Raw genomic sequence first — 15,430 nt, 5'->3', positions numbered from 1 at the left:
AATCAATCAATCAATCAATCAATCAATCAATCAATCAATCAATCAATCAATCAATCAATTCTACAAGAAAATGTAAATATCACAACAATTTATGCTCATGAACACACAAAAGAAATGTTTGCTGATTGTGCATTAGCCATTCATTCTGCATTATGTAAATTAGGGTTTAATGCACAAATCACTTCCAATGTTATTTATTCTGATCCCAACTACACTAATATTATTTTAGTCCCCCATTACTTATACGAGGGGGATTTAATTCGTTTAAATAAAAATTCTATTATTGTGAATGCAGAACAATTACCATCTTGGCAATTTAGTGAGTATCACCAGTTCTTCTTTTTTAAAATTTTATATTTGGCATCGAAATGTCAGGTTTGGGATTATAATAGTAAAAATATTGAATTATTTAATAAATTAGGATTAAATCATGTTCAACATTTACAGTTTGGCTATGTCCCTGAATTAAAACGTATTGATAATAACGTTGAAAAAACTATTGATGTTTTATTTTATGGTTCAATTAATGAAAGAAGACGGACTATATTAGAAAAACTTAAAGAACATGGTTTGAATGTTGTTTCCTTGGCTGGTGTTTATGGCAAAGAGCTTGATCAATATATTGCACAATCTAAACTGGTTATTAACATTCATCATTATGAAGCAGAAATTTTTGAAATAATTCGATGTTTTTATTTAATGAATAATGGTGTTGCCATCGTTTCTGAAGTAAATCCAACTACAACCATTGATCAAAAAGAATTATTAGAAGGAATTGTAGGTGTGCCCTATGATAAGTTAGTTGATACTTGTATTGAGTTAATTCAAAATCCTAAAAAATTGGAGGATTTAAGAGAAAAAGCCTTATCAGTGATTAAACAATATCCTCAGGAAATATTAATACAATCTTTAGTGAAAAAAGCAGAATAAATATTTAGAACTGAAATGACAGTTAGTGAGCTGCCGAACCACGGTTGGTGAGCTTGTCGAACAATAAGGCATTTCAGCGTTACACAAGACTTACGTTTCGACAAGCTCAACGAGCGTCTTGTGCAAAAGATTATTCAATCTGAGCCGCTCTGCGGCTCTTTTATTATTCAAATACGGTCAATATATCCAAAGGATAACCGTCCCCATGCAAATAATCCTGAATCGCTTGTATCACCAAAGGATTACGCGCACATTGCCCATCTTGCGCAATATAAGCATTAAATTCCTCTAAAGTCAGCCACAAACCGCGTGTAATATCACTGTCCAATGGCGTAACCTCAACCCAATCATCCAGTTCCAACGCAAACACGAAACGCAAATAATCCGTTTGACTGCGCGGCGCATGCCATTGATAGATTTTGACCAATTTTTGCATTTCAGCACGAATCCCCGTTTCTTCATAAAGCTCACGGCTCGCCCCTTGCAAATACTTTCATCCTTTTCCAAATGCCCGGCAGGTTGATTCAAGGTGCGATTGCCATATTCGATTTCTTCAACAAATAAAAACTTACCTTTACAATGCACGACACAAGCCATAGTGATATTGGGTTTATGCATAATTTATACCTTTGATTATTATATCTTCATCAATTTAAAAACTCGTTCAATTTCCACCGCGCTTAATTCGCGGTATTTGCCGTTTTCAACGCCATCTATGGTTAAGCCCGCTGTGGCGTAGCGTACTAAGCGCAAAGTGGGGAAGCCAATATGGGCAGTCATACGGCGCACTTGGCGATTTTTGCCTTCGCGGATTTTGATTTCTAGCCAACTTGTGGGAATTTGTTTACGTTCACGGATAGGCGGTATGCGTTGCCATAAATTCGGTTCGGAAATTAACCGCACTTTGGCGGGTTGAGTTAAGCCATCTTTGAGTTCTACGCCTCGGCGTAAAAAATCCAAATCTGATTCTGTCGGAATACCTTCAACTTGTACCCAATAGGTTTTTTCCGTTTTGAATTTTGGATCCGCTAAACGATGTTGTAATGTGCCGTTGTTGGTCAAAATCAACAAGCCTTCACTGTCACGATCAAGGCGACCGGCGGCGTAGATATTGGGAATAGGAATAAAATCTTTGAGTGTAGCGCGCCCATTTTCATCAGTGAATTGCGTTAACACATCAAAGGGTTTATTGAACAAAATAATTTTGGTTTCCGCTAAAGAAAGGGGCGCAGAACGAGATTTGGTCGGTGTTTTTTTATGTTGGCGATAAAATGTTGGCGTTTTCATAATCAAGCTGAATAAGAAATTTAAACGCCAATATAGCAATTATTCGCTGAGTCTGGCAACTGAACTGCGCGAGATAACTTCAGGCTTAAGAATTAAAGTGCGGTTCGTTTTTTCAGGATTTTTGATACGTTCCAATAAAGTTTCCACCGCTAATTTGCCCAATTCTATTTTCGGTTGATGTACGGTGGTTAACGGCGGTGCAAGGTATTGAGCGAGATCGATATTATCATAGCCAATAATGGACATATCTTTTGGCACGCTTAACTGGTGTTTCCAAAGAGTTTGATACGCGCCCACAGCAATAGTATCGCTACAAGCGAATACGGCGGTTGGGCGTTCTTTTTGTTGCAACAATTTTTCCATACCGATAATACCGCCCTCAAAATCAAAATGGCTTTCCACAATCCAATGAGGATTTAAGGGAACTTGCGCTTCGGATAGGGCTTTTTTGTAACCATTGAGACGATTTAAAGCGAGCGGTTTTTGTAGATTTCCTGTGATAATACCGATTTTCCGATGTCCCTGTTCAAGCAAATATTGGGTGGCAAGATAACCGCCCAGCTCAGAATCTTCTAAAATTTTATCCGCACTTAATGCCGTTGGCCACCAATCCATTACCACCGCAGGAATACTTATCTCAAGAGAAAGCTGCTCCGCCAAATGGGTTTCCGTACTCATCAGCAACAAACCGTCCACCTGTTTTTGGATTAACATTTGCAAACTACTTTGCAAACGTTGGCTATCGCCATTGGTATTCGTCAAAATGAGATTGTAATCATTTTGGGCACAATAGCCTTCCACCGCCGCAACGACTTCCGCAAAAAACGGGTTATTGCTAGCTGTGACTAACATACCGATAGTTTGCGTTTTTTTCAGTTTAAAACTACGCGCTAACGCAGAGGGTTGGTAATTTAATTCACGCACCACCGCCATAATTTTTTCACGCATTTCATCACTCACAAACCGCGTCCCATTAATCACATGGGATACGGTTGAGGTGGATACTTGCGCGATACGCGCGATGTCTTTCATTGTTGCCATAAGTTCAAAAATCTAATGTTGCTGAGCCGATAAAAAATCTAAGGTTTCCTGTCTTGACGGAATGGATGGTTGCGCCCCTTTGCGCGTCACGCTAATCGCCGCCGCCGCGTGGGCAAATTTAATGGCATCGATGGTGGTTTTTCCGTCTAAAAGTGCGGTTAAAAATGCACCGTTAAAAGTATCCCCTGCCGCCGTGGTATCCACGGCATTAACCCGAAAACCTGACACAATTTCGCCTTTCCCATTTTCGCTGATATACACCCCCTTTGAACCTAAAGTAATCAGCACCATCGCAATGCCTTTTTGGTGAAAAACTTGCGCCGCGTTCGCCGCACTTTGCTCATCCGTCACGGTAACCCCCGTTAAAATTTCCGTTTCTGTTTCATTCGGGGTAATAATATCGATTTGGCTTAATAATTCATCAGGCAAACTCCGTGCCGGTGCAGGGTTTAATACCACTTTTGTACCATGAGCTTTTGCCAATTTTGCGGCTTTCAAAATTGCTGGCAACGGCGTTTCAAGTTGCATTAACAAGGCATCCGCTTGCGTAATTTCATCGGCAAACTGCGCCACTTGCGCTTCATCCAAACACCCATTGGCACCTGCGGAAATCACAATACTATTTTCACCGCTCGCCGCTACTTGGATCATAGCAATCCCTGTGGTTTGCCCTGTTTTTTCCAAAATAGGCGCAACATGAATTCCGTCATCCGCAAAGGCCTGTTTCATCGTTCGCCCAATGCCATCTGCCCCAATACAACCAATAAAGCTAATAGCTGTTGTCAATTTATCGCACAAGCGCGCCGCCGCCACCGCTTGATTTGCCCCTTTGCCACCATAAGCAATATGGTAATCTGAACCGGTTAGCGTTTCCCCTGGTTTAGCAAAGTGCGGTACAGAAATCACATGATCTGCGTTAATACTGCCTAGGATTGTGAGTTTTTTCATAATGTGACCTCGGTAAAATAGGGCGTAAATATACGCCCTTTGAGTTAAATCATTATTCCGTTACGACTTTTAATGCTACTGGAATTTTCGCCTCAACTTTTTCACCTTTTAAGATTTTATCAGCGGCTTCCACGCCAAGGCTACCAATTAATTCAGGTTGTTGTGCGATAGTCGCTGCAAGTTTGCCACTTTTCACGGCTTTTACGCCATCATCTGTACCATCAAACCCCACAACGAGAACTTTTTTATTTGCCGCGCCAATCGCACGTAATGCACCTAACGCCATTTCATCATTTTGCGCAAAGATAGCTTGAACATCGCCTTTGCTTGCTAACAGATTTTCTGTCACATTCAAACCTTTGGTTCGGTCAAAATCTGCCGGTTGGCTGGCAAGTACAGCAAATTTATGTTCATCAACCGCTTGTTTAAAACCTTCCCCACGTTCACGCGCGGCTGATGTACCGGCTAAACCTTCTAATTGAATCACTTTTGCGCCATTTCCTAATTTTTGCGCAATGAAATTGCCAGCCATTTTACCGCCAGCCACGTTGTCTGACGCAATATGGCTCACCACTTCACCTTTTGCCGCACCACGGTCTAAGGTAATGACAGGGATTTTGTTTCGATTAGCGATCGCCACTGCATTACCTACTGCAGCACTATCTGTTGGATTAATTAATAATACTTTGGCACCACGAACCGTTAAGTCTTCTACATTTGAAAGTTCTTTTGCAGGGTCGTTTTGACTATCTAACACCACTAATTTATAGCCTAATTCGTCCGCTTTTTTCTGCGCGCCATCTTTTAACGACACAAAAAAGGGATTATCAAGGGTTGATACAGTTAATGCGATGGTCTCTTTCGCTAATGCAGCACTGCTTAATGTGAAAGATAATGCTAACGCTGATGCGATTGTTGTTAATTTTTTCATAGGAATCTCCTGTGATGGTTATGCTTTTTTACTACCAAGGTAATTGTCTGCGAGTACCGCCACTAAAATCACTAACGCTTTGGCAATCATTTGGTAATAAGATGAAATATCTAATAAATTTAATGCGTTATTTAGGAAACCAATAATTAAGGCACCGATAAGGGTTCCCATAACGCGCCCTTTACCGCCCATTAAACTTGTTCCGCCAACAACGACTGCAGCAATCGCGTCTAATTCATAAGAAACGCCGGCTGTAGGTTGTGCTGATGATAGACGTGAAGTCACGATCAACCCCGCTAAGGCAGATAAGAAACCGCTGACAGCAAAAACAAATACTTTGATTTTATTGACATTAATCCCTGAAAGTTGCGTTGCAGCTTCATTACCCCCTAAGGCATAAATATAACGTCCAATTCGGGTGTGTTTTAAAATGTACCAAGCCACCGCAAAAACAATGGCCATTAACCAAATTGGCACAGGAATTCCTAATAAATAGCCTGTTCCTAAAAATGCAAACTGATCGGCGGCATCGGAAAAGCCTGTACTAATTGGACGACCATCGGTATAAACCATGGTCACACCACGTAATAATGTCATCGTCACTAAGGTAGCGATAAAGGCTTGAACTTTCCCTTTTGCCACAATGGCGCCACTAATACCGCCGAGTAATGTACCTAGTACTAAAACTGCAGGTATTACCAATAAAATCGGATATTCACTGCCTACAAGTGATGCTGCAATCGCGCCGGTCAATGCCAATACAGAGCCGACAGATAAATCGATCCCTGCAATTAAAATCACGAATGTCATTCCCACCGCAATAATCGCATTCACCGATGTTTGGCGAAGAATATTGAGAATATTATCAATCGAGAAAAAATCAGGGTTGATAAATGAAACAATGGCAATCAGAACCAATAACGCCACAATAGAACGTTGTTCAAGTAAGAATTTGCCTAATTTGAACGTATTTTGCGTACTCATAAAAACTCCGTCAGTTTAAACCGCACTTTTACCAATTGCAGCGGCAAGTAATTTTTCTTGTGTCGCGTCTTCGCGAGAAAATTCACCACTAATTCGCCCTTCGCGCATTACTAATATGCGGTCGGACATTCCCAACACTTCAGGCATTTCTGATGACACAATAATGATACTCAAGCCATCTTGTTTAAATTTATTAATGAGTTGGTAAATTTCTTTTTTTGCCCCCACATCAACGCCACGTGTTGGTTCATCTAAAATTAAAACATTAGGGCGAGTCATTAACCCTTTTGCAATCGCTACTTTCTGTTGGTTTCCCCCTGATAGCAAACCAATTTGCTGATCACGGCTAGGGGTTTTAATATTGAACATGAGAATAAAATCATCTACCACAAGTTGCTCCGAATCATGGCGAATACGGCAAGCTTTTGAAAAATGATCTAAGGCGGTCAATGACATATTTTCTTTTACAGACATGCCTAAAATTAGACCATCACCTTTACGATCTTCTGAAATATAAACAATACCATTATCCAAACCATCTTGTGGACAATGATTTGAAATCGCTTTTCCATTTAACCGCACTTCACCACTTTCTTTAGGCAACGCCCCATAAAGCACTTTCATTAATTCTGTGCGTCCTGCACCCATTAAGCCTGAAATGCCTAAAATTTCGCCCGCACGCAATGTAAAGCTCACGTTGTGCACACCACTACCAGAGAGCTGGTTAACTTCTAAACGGACTTCACCTTCAGGAACATCAACATGAGGATATTGCTCATCAAGACGGCGTCCAACCATCATTTCAATCAAACGATCTTCAGTTAACTCCGCAACGGCCACTTCACCGATAAATTGACCATCGCGTAAAACTGTCACATCATCACAAATTTCAAAAATTTCTTTAATACGATGTGAAATATAAACAATGCCTCGTTTTTCCGCTTTTAGCTCACGAATAACCTTGAATAAGGCTTCAGTTTCTGTATCCGTTAATGCATCCGTTGGTTCATCCATAATGATGACTTTGCTTTCAAAACTTAAGGCTTTGGCAATTTCAACCATTTGCTGTTCACCAATAGATAGTTCTGAACAAAGTTGATGGCTACTATGAGAGACATTTAAGCGCGCTAACAGCTTATCCGCTTCTGCGTGCATTTTTTTCCAATCGATAGAGCCAAAAGGCGTAGTAAATTCACGTCCCAAGAAAATATTCTCTGCAATGGTTAAATTACCCACTAAATTTAATTCTTGGTGAATAATGCTGATGCCTGCTTCTTGTGAGTGTTTCGGACCTTTGAACGCCACTTGATGACCAAGATATTCAATCGTACCAGCATCTTTACTATAAATCCCTGTCAGTACTTTCATTAATGTTGACTTACCTGCACCATTTTCCCCCATTAATGCCATAGCACGCCCTGCATAAACAGATAAACAGGCATGACTTAAAGCTTTCACGCCTGGGAAAGATTTATCGACACCACTAATTTTTAAGAGTGTTTCTCGTTCCATAACATCGTCCTAAAATGGCACACCGGACACTAAAATAACATTCGCATAAGGTGAACATTCCCCAGAACGCACAATCGCTTTGGATTCATGGCTCAGTTTTTTGAATTCTTCATGGGAAATATATTCCACAGGAATGTTATTGCCTTGCGCTTTTTCCAATTCGCTCAAATGCGCTAAAAGTGCGGTCAAAATTTGTGGATTTTTTTGTTTAATCTCATCCGCCAAAATAGCACGTTCTACAAACATTTCGCTGGTGGTGGCATAAAGCGTGTCAAGAAAACAAGGAATACTTTTGGTTAACGCTAAATCAATGCGCTCCACAAATTCAGGAATAGGTAATCCCGCATCACAAATTGTGATCATATCGGTATGCCCAAGGGTCGCAATAGCATGAGAAAGTTGAGCATTTAAAATTGTCGTTTTTTTCACTTTTTACGCTCCTTCATATTATTTTTCTGCTCATCGAAACGTTTCGATAACATTTTTTACGCAAAATAACGGAAAACAATAAAAAATAAAATCGGTTTTTTCTTGTTCTGTGAAGTGGATCACAAAATTTATTTTTAGCGAAGATTACTTGAAGATTATGGGTATATCTTATTTAAGATAATGCTAAAAGTGCGGTCAATTTTCTGTTAGAATACCCCGACTTTTTAATCGCATCATTGACAATTTACGTGACCATTGAAAATTTCCAGCGCGGGTTTGTGTTGCACCGTAAGGCGTATAGTGAAACAAGTTTGTTGGTGGATCTGTTTACGGAAGAAGCAGGGCGGTTGACTGTACTTGCAAAGGGCGCGCGTGCGAAACGTTCGGCGTGGAAAAGTGTGTTGCAACCCTTTACCCCATTGTTGTTGCGCTGGTCGGGAAAAGGCAGTTTAAAGACCTTGACTAAAGCAGAACCTGCGGCGATTACCCTACCTTTGCAACAAACGGCGTTGTTTAGTGGGTTTTATGTGAATGAATTGCTGTGTCGGGTAATCGAGCCTGAAACGCCGAATGGGGCGTTATTTCAAGATTATTTATGTTGTTTGACCCGTTTGGCGGCGGAAGATTTCGTTGAGCCTGCCTTGCGTACCTTTGAATTTCAGTTGTTACAAACCCTAGGTTATGGGGTGAGTTTTACCCATTGTGCCGGTTCGGGGTTGCCTGTAGATAGCGAAATGACTTATCGTTATCGTGAAGAAAAAGGATTTATTGCGTCTTTGATTAAGGATAATTTGACCTTTTATGGTCGCGAGTTGTTGGCTTTTGATGCGCAAGATTTTCGAGAACCTTCGGTTTTACAGGCGGCAAAGCGGTTTACGCGGATTGCGTTAAAGCCTTATTTGGGCAATAAGCCCTTGAAAAGTCGAGAATTATTCACTCAAAACATATTACATTTAAAATAATGGCATTATTCTACACTTCTCAAAAACCAACCCAAAAAGCACCGCACTTTTCTTCACAAAATCAGGTGGTGGACATTGTTGATCTTGATTATCAAGGGTTAGGCGTGGCAAAAATCCAAGGGAAAACGTGGTTTGTGGAAAATGCGTTGCCGACAGAACGGGTTCAAATGCGTGTGACGGAAGAAAAACGTCAATACGGTTTGGCGGTGGCACAAAAGATTTTGTCGGCAAGTGCGGTGCGTCAAACGCCTAAATGTGCTTTTTATGGGGTTTGTGGCGGTTGTCAGTCTCAGCATATTCCCGTTGAAATGCAACGTTTCGCCAAGCAAAAATCCTTATTCCGGCGGCTGCAAAATTTGCAGGCAGATGTTGAGCTGATGCCGATGATTGTGGGAGAACAATGGGGGTATCGCCGCCGTGCTCGCTTGAGTATGTTATTCAATACAAAAACCAAGAAACTTGAGATTGGCTTTCGTCAGAAGGGAGCGTCACAGATTGTGGCGGTTGATCATTGTGATGTGATTGAGCCTGTATTGAATAATTTACTGCCTAAATTAACCGAACTTTTTATGCAATTTGGTCAACCTAAATCCGTGGGACACATGGAACTCGTGTCGGCGGATAATGGGGTGGCGATGTTGTTACGTGTGACACAAAACTTGTCAGAAGCCGACCGCGCTTTGTTAATGGCGTTTGCCGCACAACATGCGTTGAGTTTGTTTGTGCAAGATAATGCGCAAATTCAACATCTTTGTGGTGAGTTGCCCTTTTATCAATTGAATGGGTTGCGTTTAAATTTTGATATTCGTGATTTTATTCAAGTCAACGCGCCGCTTAATCAGAAGATGGTTCAAACGGCCTTGGATTGGTTAGCCTTGACCCCTGAAGATCGGGTGTTGGATTTGTTTTGTGGGATGGGGAATTTTACGCTTCCTTTAAGTCGTTACGTGCAAAGTGCGGTGGGCATTGAGGGTGTTTGGGATATGGTCAAAAAGGCGACTAGAAATGCTGAACAAAATGGGTGTTTGAATGTCGAATTTTATCAGACCGATCTTGATAGCTCTTTTGCTGAACAACCTTGGGCAAAGCAGAAATTTAACAAAATTTTGTTAGATCCACCACGTAGCGGTGCGGCTTTTGCTTTAAGTGCGTTGGTTGAGTTGGCAGCAGAAAAAATACTTTATGTATCCTGTAATCCGGCTACATTGGTGCGTGATGCGGAAATATTGCTGAAATCCGGTTATCGGTTGGCTAAAGTAGCAATGGTTGATATGTTTCCTCATACCGGTCATCTCGAAAGTATCTCATTATTTGAACGAAAAGAATAAGGACGTTTTATGGTTGCTGTGCGCGGTTCTCACCTGTTAAACCCAAAAGATTTTGCTGTGACAGACTGGTGTCAATCTTTGAATTTGCCTGTTGAAACGGAACAAAATTTGGTGCGCGCGTGGAATTACGCTCAAGAAAAAGCGCAACAACTTTTCTTAAATAGCCATTGGTATCTGCGCGATGGTGTGGAAATGGTGGATATTTTGCATAGTCTGAATATGGATGGCGATACGCTGTTAGCGGCGATGCTTTTTCCTGTGGTGAATGCCAAGATTGTGAATATCGAGCAAATCAAAGAAGATTTTGGCCCGAAAATCTGTAAGCTCGTCAAAGGTGTTGTGGTGATGAACAATATTCGCCAATTAAACGCCAGTCAATCAGGCGATAGCTCACAAGTGGACAATATTCGCCGAATGTTATTGGCAATGGTAGATGATTTCCGTTGTGTGATTATCAAACTTGCCGAACGAATTACCTATCTTCGCGATGCGGACAAGCGTTATACGGAAGCGGAAAAAATTGCCGCCGCCAAAGAATGTTCTAATATTTATGCGCCCCTTGCTAATCGTTTGGGTATTGGTCAATTAAAATGGGAATTGGAAGATTATTGTTTCCGTAATTTACAGCCTGACGAATATTTCAATATTGCCAAACAACTGAAAGAACGTCGCCTTGATCGCGAACAATATATTCAAGATTTTGTGTCCGAATTATCGGGCTATCTCAGCGAAAGTATTGCCAATGCCGCGGTTTATGGTCGTCCAAAACATATTTACAGCATTTGGCGTAAAATGCAGAAGAAACATTTGGAATTTAGTGGGTTATACGATATTCGCGCCGTGCGTGTATTAGTGCCGACATTGCAAGATTGCTATACGGCATTGGGCATTATTCATACTAAATACCAACATTTATCCAAAGAATTTGATGATTATATCGCCAATCCAAAACCGAATGGCTATCAATCGATTCATACGGTGGTGTTAGGTAAAGGCGATAAACCTATTGAAGTACAGATTCGTACTCAAAAAATGCACGATGATGCGGAATTGGGTGTGGCGGCACACTGGAAATACAAAGAAGGCTCCACCGGCTCAATGTCTGCCTACGAAGAAAAAATCTCTTGGTTACGTAAACTGTTGGCGTGGCAAGATGATATGGCAAGCAGTACAGAAATGCTGGATGAAATGCGTAGCCAAGTGTTTGATGATCGTGTTTATGTGTTTACGCCAAAAGGTGAAGTGGTTGATTTGCCAACGGGCTCAACACCCTTGGATTTTGCTTACGCTATTCATAGCGATGTGGGGCATCGTTGTATTGGGGCGAAAGTGGCCGGGCGCATTGTACCTTTTACTTATCAGCTACAAATGGGCGATCAATTAGAAATTATCACCCAAAAGAACCCAAATCCAAGCCGCGACTGGCTAAACCCCAATTCAGGCTTTACCCATACCCAAAAAGCGCGGTCAAAAATTGCAGCATTTTTCAAAAAACTCGACCGTGATAAAAATATTCCGCTCGGCAAAGAGCAATTTGATACGGAACTTAACCGCTTGGGGTTAACCTTAAAACAAGCGGAACAATTAGCCTTACCTCGTTATAACTTAAAACATTTGGATGATTTGTATAACGGTATTGGTAGTGGTGATATAAAACTAAATCAGTTAATGAACTTCTTGCAAAGCAAGTTGGTCAAACCAACGGCGCAAGAAGCGGATGATGAAATTTTGCGTCACGTTACGCAGAAAAGTGCTATTTATGCCCAACAAAAAGCCGAAAAGAAAGGCTATATTGTGGTGGAGGGCGTAGATAATTTGATGCACAGCATGGCGCGTTGTTGCCAACCATTGCCCGGGGACCAAATTGTCGGTTATGTCACCCAAGGGCGCGGTATTTCTATTCATCGCGCGGACTGTGAACAGCTTGCTGAACTCGCCAATGCACACCCTGAACGTGTAGTCGAAACCAGTTGGGGTAATCAAGATCATCATACCGCCTATCATGTGATGATTCGCGTTTTGGCAAGCGACCGCAACGGATTATTGCGTGATATTACGACTGTGTTGGCAAATGAAAAAATCAGCGTGACCGGGGTTTCAAGTCGTTCAGACAACAAACGCCAAACCGCCACCATGGATTTAGAGATTCAGTTGAACAACGTAGAAATGCTCAGCAAAATCTTAGCTCGACTTTCCGCGCTGGAAGATGTGATTGATGTAAAACGGTTATAAACCAGAGCCGCAGAGCGGCTCGGATTAAGTAACCCTATACGGCTCGTATAGGGTTTATCAATATTTAGGACTTTTTATGGAATACAAAACCACAGGCTTAACCCATTTAATTAATTCAACCAAATATTCGCTACAAGGTCTGCGTAGCGCATTTAAAAATGAAGCGGCGTTTCGTCACGAAGTGTTGCTCGGGATTTTTCTTGTGCCCTTAGCCTTTATCTTGGCAAGCAATAAAATCGAATTGATTTTAATGATCGGGGCTTATTTAATTGTGCTTATTGCAGAATTGCTCAATAGCGCGGTGGAATGTGCCATTGATCGCATTGGCACAGAACGCCACGAATTATCAGGACGTGCCAAAGATCAAGGCTCGGCAGCCGTTTTTGTCGCCTTGGTGAATTTGGCGATGGTTTGGGCGGCGGTTTTATTCTTTTAAGGAAATGGGATGAAAAAACTCTTTTTAATTTTATTGGCATTGCCGTTGACAGCGTTAGCACAAGAAAAAACGGAAGAACCTAAATTGCCGCGCGTTAATTTTTCCGTCGATGTGGAAAAAGAAGTGACGATGGATATTTTGCAAGTCGGTCTTTTTCTTCAAGAAGAAAATACGGATTTAAAAGCCTTGCACAAAAATATTTCTGAAAAATTAAATCAAGCCTTGACAAAAATTAAGGCGCAAAGTGCGGTGAAAATTCAACAAAATAATCGTCATACTTCGGCGCGTTATAATGAAAAAGGACGTAAAACAGGCTGGATTGAACGTGCGGATTTAGTGTTGGAAAGCAAGGATTTCTTTGCACTTTCGCAGGTAATTGACGACATTTCCGATCTTTTTTCCATTGATTTTGTGCAAGCAAAATTGTCAAAAGAGGTGCAACATCAATTGGAAGATGAAATGACGAAAGCGGTGTTGGAAAAATTCCGTCAAAAAGCACAACTCACAACGGATACACTGCAGGCAAAAGGTTATCGTATCGTCACATTGAATTTCCAAAAAATGAGTGAAGACGTGGGATTTGCCCGAAATTACGCCATGGATAGCGCGCCAATGGTGGCGGCAGCAAAAAGCGCAGAACCGGTGCAATTAGAAAGTGGTACCACACACTTGAAAAGTACGCTCCATGCCACCATTGAGTTAGAGCAGTAAACAATAATGACAGGGCGGTATAGATCCTATACAATACCGCCGATTTTAACTCCCTATAAGGAAACAAAATGAAAGTAGCAAAAAATGTTGTCGTAAGTATCGCTTACCAAGTTCGCACAGAAGACGGTGTATTAGTTGACGAAGCACCGGCGAACCAACCCTTAGAGTATTTACAAGGTCATAACAATTTAGTTGTTGGTTTAGAAAATGCCTTAGAAGGCAAATCTGTTGGTGATAAATTTGAAGTTCGTGTTAAACCTGAAGAAGGTTATGGCGAATACAATGAAAATATGGTTCAACGCGTACCAAAAGATGTGTTTGTGGGCGTAGATGAATTAGAAGTGGGTATGCGTTTTATTGCGGATACGGATATGGGGCCATTACCTGTTATCATCACCGAAGTGTCAGGCGATGAAGTGGTGGTTGACGGTAACCATATGTTAGCCGGTCAAGAATTACACTTTACCGTTGAAGTAGTCGCAACTCGCGAAGCCACGTTAGAAGAAATCGCACACGGCCATCTTCACAGCGAACACGGCTGCGGTTGTGGCGGTCACGATCACGATGAAGAACACGAATGTTGCGGCGGTCATGGTCACCATCATCACGACCACGATCATCACCACGGTCACGGCGGCTGTGGTTGCGGTGGACACCATCACCACTAATGTCTGATTTAAGATAAAAATAAACCGCGCTTTGTCATTGGATAAAGCGCGGTTGTTTTTTTTGGGGAAGAATTATCAGATCGTCATTGCCAATGAAAATCTGACTATCCCCAAAATCCCCCCCCTAAATTTGGTTGCAAAAATTATCTTAATGCATTAATCTTATTGAGAATTAATTTCATTTACACCATATAAATAAAGGAGAACTTATGCGTTTAAAATCCCTCACCCTTGCGATTTCAAGTTTATTTGTTGCCACTTCAGTTTTTGCAACGGATTTATCCAAAGAAACCCAAACTTATAAGGAATTTGTGGTTGGGCAAATTGATCAGTTGGTTGCGGATACTGAAAAATTCGTCGGCTATTTGAAAAGCGGCGATGTGCAAAATGCGAAGCAAATCTATCCGCTTGCACGGATGTATTTTGAGCGTTCAGAGCCGATTGCAGAGAGTTTTGGCGATTTAGACCCTCGTATTGATGCTCGTCTTGCGGATTTAACTGAAGAAGGAAAAACCGAGAAAGATTGGTCGGGTTTCCATAAAATTGAGAAAGTGCTTTGGGAGCAAAATACCACAAAAGGCACAGAAGCAACCGCCGATCAGTTGATCAAAGATGTGAAAGAGCTGCGTGCGAAAATTCCAACGGCGGAAGTCACCCCTGATTTAATGATTACCGGTGCGGTGGATTTGTTAAATGAAGTATCCACCACAAAAGTAACGGGCGAAGAAGAGATTTTCTCAAAAACTGACCTTTATGATTTCAAAGCCAACATTGAAGGGGCGGAAAAAATTTATGAGATCTTTAAGCCAAAATTAGAGCAAAAAGATGCGAAATTGGCAAAAGAGATTGCTGATCGCTTCCAAGATGTGAATGTGTTATTGGCGAAACATAATAAGGCAAAAGACGGCTATGATTATGTGCCTTACACAGATTTAACCGATAAAGAGATTAAAGCACTGGCGGAAGCGGTGAATAAATTGGGCGAGCCTTTAGCGCAAATGGGTATTCTTTTGGGTAAATGAGGGTAAACA

At 41.4% G+C, this 15,430-nt stretch carries 14 protein-coding genes and 2 pseudogenes; 8 read left to right on the top strand and 8 right to left on the bottom strand.

Annotated features, from left to right (window positions below; genetic code table 11):
- Positions 1–930: pseudogene (locus tag Q0O89_RS02530) on the top strand (hypothetical protein); the annotation flags it as partial.
- A gap of 163 nt (positions 931–1,093) precedes the next feature.
- Here Q0O89_RS02530 and Q0O89_RS02525 read toward each other — a convergent pair.
- The 8 genes and pseudogenes from Q0O89_RS02525 to rbsD all read right to left on the bottom strand — a co-directional run bounded on the left by Q0O89_RS02525 (position 1,094) and on the right by rbsD (position 8,062).
- A pseudogene (locus Q0O89_RS02525) lies at positions 1,094–1,548 on the bottom strand (NUDIX hydrolase).
- A gap of 18 nt (positions 1,549–1,566) precedes the next feature.
- A complete protein-coding gene (locus tag Q0O89_RS02520) occupies positions 1,567–2,217 on the bottom strand; it encodes a pseudouridine synthase (protein WP_293730200.1) in 651 nt (216 codons plus the stop codon).
- A gap of 39 nt (positions 2,218–2,256) precedes the next feature.
- Positions 2,257–3,258: a substrate-binding domain-containing protein gene (locus tag Q0O89_RS02515; protein WP_293730199.1), complete on the bottom strand. Its 1,002-nt coding sequence runs from the start codon at positions 3,256–3,258 to the stop codon at positions 2,257–2,259.
- Between the two features lie 12 nt (positions 3,259–3,270).
- Positions 3,271–4,206, bottom strand: coding sequence for a ribokinase (rbsK, locus tag Q0O89_RS02510; protein ID WP_293730198.1), 936 nt, complete (start codon positions 4,204–4,206; stop codon positions 3,271–3,273).
- Positions 4,207–4,258: 52 nt separating this feature from the next.
- Positions 4,259–5,137, bottom strand: coding sequence for a ribose ABC transporter substrate-binding protein RbsB (gene rbsB, locus Q0O89_RS02505; protein ID WP_293730197.1), 879 nt, complete (start codon positions 5,135–5,137; stop codon positions 4,259–4,261).
- Between the two features lie 18 nt (positions 5,138–5,155).
- The gene (rbsC, locus tag Q0O89_RS02500; protein ID WP_273318016.1) at positions 5,156–6,121 is read right to left on the bottom strand and encodes a ribose ABC transporter permease; all 966 of its coding nucleotides are present in this window, start codon (positions 6,119–6,121) and stop codon (positions 5,156–5,158) included.
- A 15-nt stretch (positions 6,122–6,136) separates the two neighbouring features.
- Positions 6,137–7,633, bottom strand: coding sequence for a ribose ABC transporter ATP-binding protein RbsA (gene rbsA, locus Q0O89_RS02495; RefSeq protein ID WP_293730196.1), 1,497 nt, complete (start codon positions 7,631–7,633; stop codon positions 6,137–6,139).
- A gap of 9 nt (positions 7,634–7,642) precedes the next feature.
- On the bottom strand, positions 7,643–8,062 hold the full coding sequence (gene rbsD / locus Q0O89_RS02490; RefSeq protein ID WP_293730195.1) for a D-ribose pyranase: 420 nt from the start codon (positions 8,060–8,062) through the stop codon (positions 7,643–7,645).
- A 242-nt stretch (positions 8,063–8,304) separates the two neighbouring features.
- Between rbsD and recO the strand changes: the two genes are divergently transcribed.
- The 7 genes from recO to efeO all read left to right on the top strand — a co-directional run bounded on the left by recO (position 8,305) and on the right by efeO (position 15,421).
- A complete protein-coding gene (gene recO, locus Q0O89_RS02485) occupies positions 8,305–9,024 on the top strand; it encodes a DNA repair protein RecO (protein ID WP_293730201.1) in 720 nt (239 codons plus the stop codon).
- On the top strand, positions 9,024–10,352 hold the full coding sequence (gene rlmD, locus Q0O89_RS02480; protein ID WP_293730194.1) for a 23S rRNA (uracil(1939)-C(5))-methyltransferase RlmD: 1,329 nt from the start codon (positions 9,024–9,026) through the stop codon (positions 10,350–10,352). The genes recO and rlmD overlap by 1 nt, the downstream gene beginning before the upstream one ends.
- Before the next feature lie 9 nt (positions 10,353–10,361).
- The gene (gene relA, locus Q0O89_RS02475; protein WP_293730193.1) at positions 10,362–12,584 is read left to right on the top strand and encodes a GTP diphosphokinase; all 2,223 of its coding nucleotides are present in this window, start codon (positions 10,362–10,364) and stop codon (positions 12,582–12,584) included.
- A 76-nt stretch (positions 12,585–12,660) separates the two neighbouring features.
- On the top strand, positions 12,661–13,020 hold the full coding sequence (locus Q0O89_RS02470) for a diacylglycerol kinase (protein ID WP_135710290.1): 360 nt from the start codon (positions 12,661–12,663) through the stop codon (positions 13,018–13,020).
- A 9-nt stretch (positions 13,021–13,029) separates the two neighbouring features.
- Positions 13,030–13,731 carry an SIMPL domain-containing protein gene (locus Q0O89_RS02465; protein WP_273403754.1) on the top strand — a complete coding sequence of 234 codons (702 nt, stop codon included), beginning with the start codon at positions 13,030–13,032 and terminating at the stop codon, positions 13,729–13,731.
- A 68-nt stretch (positions 13,732–13,799) separates the two neighbouring features.
- On the top strand, positions 13,800–14,399 hold the full coding sequence (gene slyD / locus Q0O89_RS02460) for a peptidylprolyl isomerase (RefSeq protein WP_135710287.1): 600 nt from the start codon (positions 13,800–13,802) through the stop codon (positions 14,397–14,399).
- Between the two features lie 209 nt (positions 14,400–14,608).
- Complete coding sequence (gene efeO / locus Q0O89_RS02455; protein WP_293730192.1) at positions 14,609–15,421, top strand: iron uptake system protein EfeO; 813 nt, start codon at positions 14,609–14,611, stop codon at positions 15,419–15,421.
- Positions 15,422–15,430: the final 9 nt, after the last annotated feature.

The organism is uncultured Actinobacillus sp., from assembly GCF_945915845.1.
Lineage (GTDB): Bacteria > Pseudomonadota > Gammaproteobacteria > Enterobacterales > Pasteurellaceae > Exercitatus.
Note: the sequence above shows the minus strand (reverse complement) of the source record. Positions and strands in the feature narration are given on the sequence as shown.

Coding starts and splice junctions, on each gene's coding strand:
- rbsC (WP_273318016.1), bottom strand. CDS start 6,121: ATGAGTACGCAAAATACGTTCAAATTAGGCAAATTCTTACTTGAACAA.
- efeO (WP_293730192.1), top strand. CDS start 14,609: ATGCGTTTAAAATCCCTCACCCTTGCGATTTCAAGTTTATTTGTTGCC.
- relA (WP_293730193.1), top strand. CDS start 10,362: ATGGTTGCTGTGCGCGGTTCTCACCTGTTAAACCCAAAAGATTTTGCT.
- rbsK (WP_293730198.1), bottom strand. CDS start 4,206: ATGAAAAAACTCACAATCCTAGGCAGTATTAACGCAGATCATGTGATT.
- rlmD (WP_293730194.1), top strand. CDS start 9,024: ATGGCATTATTCTACACTTCTCAAAAACCAACCCAAAAAGCACCGCAC.
- Q0O89_RS02465 (WP_273403754.1), top strand. CDS start 13,030: ATGAAAAAACTCTTTTTAATTTTATTGGCATTGCCGTTGACAGCGTTA.
- slyD (WP_135710287.1), top strand. CDS start 13,800: ATGAAAGTAGCAAAAAATGTTGTCGTAAGTATCGCTTACCAAGTTCGC.
- Q0O89_RS02470 (WP_135710290.1), top strand. CDS start 12,661: ATGGAATACAAAACCACAGGCTTAACCCATTTAATTAATTCAACCAAA.
- Q0O89_RS02515 (WP_293730199.1), bottom strand. CDS start 3,258: ATGGCAACAATGAAAGACATCGCGCGTATCGCGCAAGTATCCACCTCA.
- rbsA (WP_293730196.1), bottom strand. CDS start 7,633: ATGGAACGAGAAACACTCTTAAAAATTAGTGGTGTCGATAAATCTTTC.
- Q0O89_RS02520 (WP_293730200.1), bottom strand. CDS start 2,217: ATGAAAACGCCAACATTTTATCGCCAACATAAAAAAACACCGACCAAA.
- rbsB (WP_293730197.1), bottom strand. CDS start 5,137: ATGAAAAAATTAACAACAATCGCATCAGCGTTAGCATTATCTTTCACA.